This window comes from Falsiroseomonas oryzae (genome assembly GCF_027856955.1).
Classification (GTDB): Bacteria; Pseudomonadota; Alphaproteobacteria; order Acetobacterales; family Acetobacteraceae; genus Falsiroseomonas; species Falsiroseomonas oryzae.
In genome coordinates this window covers 1-4,609 of record NZ_JAPSMD010000419.1, presented here as the reverse complement: position 1 = coordinate 4,609, position 4,609 = coordinate 1, and the positions used below count along the sequence as shown (strand labels likewise).

The window sequence follows — 4,609 nt, the reverse complement described above, 5'->3', positions numbered from 1 at the left end:
GGGGTGGCGGAAGGCGGCGTAGCGGCGGCGGGGGCGCCCCTCACCCCGACCCTCTCCCCCCTGTTGGGGGGAGAGGGAGAAGAAGCTGGGGAGAGGGGCTGCGCGCGGTCAGAACACGAAGCGCGTGCCGACCAGCAGGCTGCGGCCCGGGGTGACGAAGCCGTTCGCGGGCTCGAAGCGGCTGTTCGTCAGGTTGCGCCCCTCCGCGAAGACGGCGATCGCCGGGGTGGCCTGCAGGCTCGCCGTCAGGTTCAGGATCGTGCCGGACTTGTTGTAGGTCTGCGTGACGAAGGCGGTGCCGTTGTCGCGATAGGCGGCGAAGGCGCCTTCCGGGGAGGGGCCGGTGAACAGCACCTCCGGCACCACCACCACGCGGTCCACCGCGATGCGCGCATTCGCGGTGATCACGTTGCGCGGCCGCCGCGGCAGCGCCAGGCCCGTGCTGCGGTCCTCCGTCTGCGTGATCGTCCAGGCGCCGTAGAGCTCGAGCCAGCCGGCCGGGCGGAGCGTGAGATGGAATTCGGCGCCCTGCGCCTCGGCCTCGTCCACGTTCTCCAGGCTGGAGAAGGCGGCGTTGAAGTTGATCAGGTTGTTGAAGCGCGTCTGGAACCAGGTTGCGCCGGCGGTGGCGAAGTCGCCGCGGCCGAACAGCGCGATGTCCGATTCCAGCCCGGCTTCCCAGCTGAAGGAGTCCTCGGGCTTCAGGTCCGGGTTGCCGCGGAAGCTGCGGCCGATGGTGCCGAAGCGCTGGTAGAGCGACGGCGCCTTGAAGGCCGTGCCGGCGGAGAGGATGACGCGCGAGCTGAATTCCGGCAGCGCCAGCACGCCGCCCAGCCGCCAGGAGGTGAAGCCGTCGTAGTCCGCCGCCTCGTCCTGGCGCAGCCCGGCGGTGATGTCGAAGCGGTCCAGCAGCCGTGCCTGGGCCGAGAGGTTGAAGGCGGTGCTGCGCGCCGTCGCGTCCGTCACCACCTGGAAGGGCAGCGTGCCGGAGCGGCTGTCGGTCGATTCGATCTCGTGGATCACGCCGAACAACAGGTTCACGTCCTGCGCGGGGCCGAAGCCGCCGAGCCGCAACTGGTTCGCCCATTCGTAGCCCTGCCGGTCGCCGCGGAACATGTCGTCCGTGGTCGTCCTGGTCGTGCCGTCCGGCAGGTTGAGGTTGCGCCGCTTCGCGCCGGTGAAGGAGGCGCGCAGCCCGCTGGTCCAGGCGCCGTCCAGCAGCGTCGTCTCGGCCCGGGCCTGGCCGTAGAGCAGGCGGTCGGTGATCTCGTTGTTCGGGTCGTCGCGCGGGATGTTGTCGAGGTTGGTCCGGGTCTCGCGGAAGCGCAGCAGCGCCTCGCCCTGGGTGTTCGCGTCGGGGCGGAAGCCCAGCCGTGCGGTGCCGACGGCGCCGCGGAAGCTGTCGCGCTCCCCGGTGTTGGACAGGAAGCGCGGCGCGGTGGCGTCGAAGCCGCGGGTCGAGGCGCCCTGGCCCATCAGCAGGTAGTTCCAGCGCGGATCCGTGCCGGCGATGCCGAGCGTGCCTTCGGCGCTGCGCTGGGTGCCGAGCCCGGCCTCGCCGAACAGCTGCAGCCGCGTGCCGGCCGGCGCGCGGCGGCTGATCATGTTCACCACGCCGCCGATCGCGCCCGACCCGTAGAGCGAGGAGGCCGGGCCGCGGACCACCTCGATGCGCTCGATGTCGCCGAGCAGCTCGTTGCCGAAGTTGAAGGCGCCGTTCGGCTCCGACGGGTCGTTCAGCGGCACGCCGTCCAGCAGCACCAGCACCTGGCGGGAGGCGCTGCCGCGCAGGAAGGCGCTGGCTTGCTGGCCGGGGCCGCCGGCCTGCACCAGGCGGACGCCGGGCACCGAGCGCATCGCCTCGGCCAGGGTGCGGTAGCCGCGCTGCTCGATGTCCTGGCGGGTGATGACGGTGACGGCGGCAGGCACCCGCTCGGCGGGCGTGGGGATCCTGGTGGCGGTGACGACGGTCTCGGGCGGTGTGCCCTGGGCCCGTGCAGACATGTGGGGCGCGAGGCCAAGGGCCATCGCGGCGGTTGCAAGCAGCAGGCGTCGCATCGGTGTCCTCCGTGCGGCGTGACGACAATGCCCCGATGCGGTTGCCCGCACCGGAACGGCTGGCGTCGTCGCCGCAGGCGGAGGCGAGCGCCGCCCTCGCGGACGGCTGTCGCTCCGTTGCGCCGGTGCACCCCGCCCGGCACGCGCGGGACGTCTCTGCGCCGGCCGGTCTCCTGGCTCGCGGAGTGCCGGGGTGATCCCCGGGGTCCCCTCCGCCTTCTCGGGCCGATGGCCCAATGGCGTGTGGAGAGGACGGCTCCGCCTACAGTTGCGGGGGCAGCCGCGGACTTGGACTTGCCTCCGCGATTCACGCTTCGCGACCTCCGGTCGCTACGCGATCGCGTCGGATCCTTCGCGCGTTCCCGTTTCAGCCCTTGCGGGCCACCGGCGCATGGCCGTCACTGTAACGTCGGATTGACAGTGGCGCCAAGAGCCGGCGCGCGGCCAAGCGGCTGGATGGCCCGCCCGGCGCGTGAGGGCGTCAGAACAGCCAGCTCAACGCCTCGAAGCCGAGCCAGGCGAGGATGCCGAGCACCACGGTGGCGAAGACGCAGCCGCCGATGGTCAGCGCCACGCCCCAGCCGGCCACCTTGCTGTCGTGCTCGATCAGGCCCAGTGCCATGACGATGTTGCCGAAGGCTGGCGGGCCGTTCGTGCCGGGGCCGGGCAGGATGAGCATGATGGCGACATAGGCCGTCAGCCAGCCGATGATCCGCTCCCCGGGCGGGGTCAGGAAGAAGCCCGGGCGCGGCTTGACGTAGCGCTCGATCTTCGCCAGCCCCTTGGAGGAGGCGGAGGCCAGCCGCAGCAGGTCGGACCGCTTGATGGATTGCCGCGCCAGGATGCCCGGCAGCTTCGGCACCCGCAGCCCGAGGCCCATCTGGATGCCGAGGATCAGCAGCGGCGTGCCGAAGACGCTGGCCATGCCGGGCAGCAGGCCGGGCAGGAGCAGCAGCAGCAGCAGAAGGCCGAAGGCGCGGTCGCCAAAGGCTTCCGCCATCTCGCCGAGGGTGATGCGCTCGCCCGGAAAGGCGGCCGCCACCTCCGCGACGATGCGCGAGATCGGCGCGGTATTCTCGGCATGGATGGCGTCGGCACTCACCGGCGCGGCAGCCGCGGGGTTGGCGGATGCGCCCGATGTGTCAGCCGGGATGGCACCGGCGTTCGCATGCCCCGCATGCGGCGCGTCGCGCAGGCCGTCGATGGTCCGCCACTCCCTGTTCCAGACCTGGCGGCGTGCGGCCGCGCTCGCTCCCCGAGACGGATAGTTAGCATGCGCGCGGGCCGGCCGACAGGGGGCGGTTCACACCCTCGCGAGGAGCGCAAGCCTATTCGGGCTGGAAGTTGGCGATCCGCAGCAGCTGGTCGCTGCGCTCGAAGTCGCGGCGGATGAAGGCGGCGAAGTCGGGGCCGATCTCCGCCAGCGGCTCGATGCCGAGGGTGCCGACGCGCTGCAGGACATCGGCCTCGAACATGCCGGTGCGCAGCACCTCGCCGATGCGGGCGGTGATCTCGGCCGGCAGGGCGCGCGGCCCCCACAGCGCCCACCAGGACTGGATGTCGAGGCCGGGCATCCCGGCTTCCTCGGCGGTCGGGATCTCCGGCGCGGCGGGGCTGCGGCGGGACGCGGTGATGGCGAGGCCGCGGACGTTGTTGTTCCGCACCTGCGGCAGGGTGGCCAGGATCGGGTCGAACATCAGCTGGACGTTGCCGGCCACCACGTCGGTCAGCGCCGGGGCGGTGCCGCGATAGGGCACATGGGTCAGCTCCACCCCGGCCTGCCGGGTGAACTCGATGGTGGCGAGGTGGCCGGCGGCGCCGAGGGAGGAGACGGCGAAGGGCCAGTCGCGCGGGTTGGCGCGCACCGCGGCCAGCAGCTCCGCCAGCGTCTGCGGCGGGCGGGCGCGGTTCATCACGAGCAGCAGCGGGCCCTGGCCGACGCGCGCCACCGGGGCGAGGTCCGCCACCGGGTCATAGCCCGGATTGCGCATCACCAGCCGTGCCAGGATCTGGATGGAGGCGGAGAAGCACAGCGTGTAGCCGTCCGGCGCCGCCTCGGCCACGGCGCGGCCGCCGACCGCGCCGTTGGCGCCGGCGCGGTTCTCGACGATGAAGGGCTGGCCGAGCTTCTCCTGCAGCTTGCCGGCGGTCACGCGGGCCATGCCGTCGGTGGCGCCCCCGGGGGTGAAGGGGACGATCACGCGCACCGGGCGGTTCGGCCAGGCGCCTTGCGCCAGCGCCGGGGCTGCGAGCAGGCCCGCCCCCGCCGCGGCGGTCCCGATGAGTGTGCGACGCCCGATCATCTCTCTGCCCCCCGGCGTTGTCCGGGAAAGCAGATGGCGGGAAAGCCGCCGCTTTGCAACAAAGCGCGCGATGGAGCCCGTGGACGTCGCCCTCTGCCTGGCCATGGATGTCTCGGCCAGCGTGGATTTCGAGGAGTTCGCGCTGATGGCCGGCGGCACCGCCGCGGCGCTGCGCGACCCGGCGGTGCTGGCGGCAGCGTCCTCCGGCCCGCGCGGCGCGGCGGCGGTGGCGCTGCTGCTGTGGTCGG

At 72.7% G+C, this 4,609-nt stretch carries 4 protein-coding genes and 1 riboswitch; of the genes, 1 reads left to right on the top strand and 3 read right to left on the bottom strand.

Features of this window, described 5'->3' with window-relative positions; all coding sequences use genetic code 11:
* Positions 1-108: 108 nt before the first annotated feature.
* The 3 genes from OZN99_RS25985 to OZN99_RS25975 form a co-directional block, all read right to left on the bottom strand.
* The gene (locus OZN99_RS25985; RefSeq protein WP_270938134.1) at positions 109-2,058 is read right to left on the bottom strand and encodes a TonB-dependent receptor plug domain-containing protein; all 1,950 of its coding nucleotides are present in this window, start codon (positions 2,056-2,058) and stop codon (positions 109-111) included.
* A gap of 146 nt (positions 2,059-2,204) precedes the next feature.
* Positions 2,205-2,462: riboswitch (cobalamin riboswitch) on the bottom strand.
* A 77-nt stretch (positions 2,463-2,539) separates the two neighbouring features.
* Positions 2,540-3,160, bottom strand: a complete 621-nt coding sequence (locus OZN99_RS25980) for an exopolysaccharide biosynthesis protein (RefSeq protein ID WP_270938133.1) — start codon at positions 3,158-3,160, stop codon at positions 2,540-2,542.
* A gap of 226 nt (positions 3,161-3,386) precedes the next feature.
* Positions 3,387-4,361, bottom strand: coding sequence for a Bug family tripartite tricarboxylate transporter substrate binding protein (locus tag OZN99_RS25975; RefSeq protein WP_270938132.1), 975 nt, complete (start codon positions 4,359-4,361; stop codon positions 3,387-3,389).
* Here OZN99_RS25975 and OZN99_RS25970 point away from each other — a divergent pair.
* On the top strand, positions 4,339-4,609 hold a 271-nt coding region (locus tag OZN99_RS25970), incomplete at its 3' end, for a DUF1194 domain-containing protein (protein WP_333779774.1). The genes OZN99_RS25975 and OZN99_RS25970 overlap by 23 nt on opposite strands.